This is a genomic window from Mesorhizobium sp. M1D.F.Ca.ET.231.01.1.1 (assembly GCF_003999155.2).
In the GTDB taxonomy this organism is placed as follows: Bacteria; Pseudomonadota; Alphaproteobacteria; order Rhizobiales; family Rhizobiaceae; genus Mesorhizobium.
On record NZ_RZOZ02000080.1, the window covers coordinates 1 to 400 of the forward strand.

Below are 400 nucleotides of genomic sequence, written 5' to 3' on the forward strand. Positions count from 1 at the left end.
CGGTGAACCATTTCACGGACGCAAACGACCCAATGTCGGAATCGACATCGTAACGACACGATTGGGTCGAATTATTTGTATTCAAATGACTTTCGCGACGTTATGCGGGTGTCGCGAGCGTGCCGGATCTGAGGAGGGCGAGATGGTGACGGCGAAGCTTCACGGTGTTGAACTCGTGCGAGGCCAGAAGTGGACGGTGCGTGTCACCGCCTACGGCACGACGCTGACCTTCCCCTTCGAAGCCGAGCAGTATGCGCGCTCCTATGCCGATGGCCAGGCCTTTCGCCTCGGCGTCGAGGTGGTCGAATTGAAGGACTGCGCTTGAGAGGCCGACCGGCCGGTTTCGATGGAACGGAAGGCAAGGTAAGCGCGTTTTGCGCGACGATGCCGGGGATCTCTC

Annotated in this window: 1 protein-coding gene; it reads left to right on the forward strand. The window is 59.2% G+C overall.

Features of this window, described 5'->3' with window-relative positions; translation table 11 throughout:
- Positions 1 to 142 precede the first annotated feature (142 nt).
- On the forward strand, positions 143 to 325 hold the full coding sequence (locus EN874_RS32375) for a hypothetical protein (RefSeq protein ID WP_245489578.1): 183 nt from the start codon (positions 143 to 145) through the stop codon (positions 323 to 325).
- Positions 326 to 400: the final 75 nt, after the last annotated feature.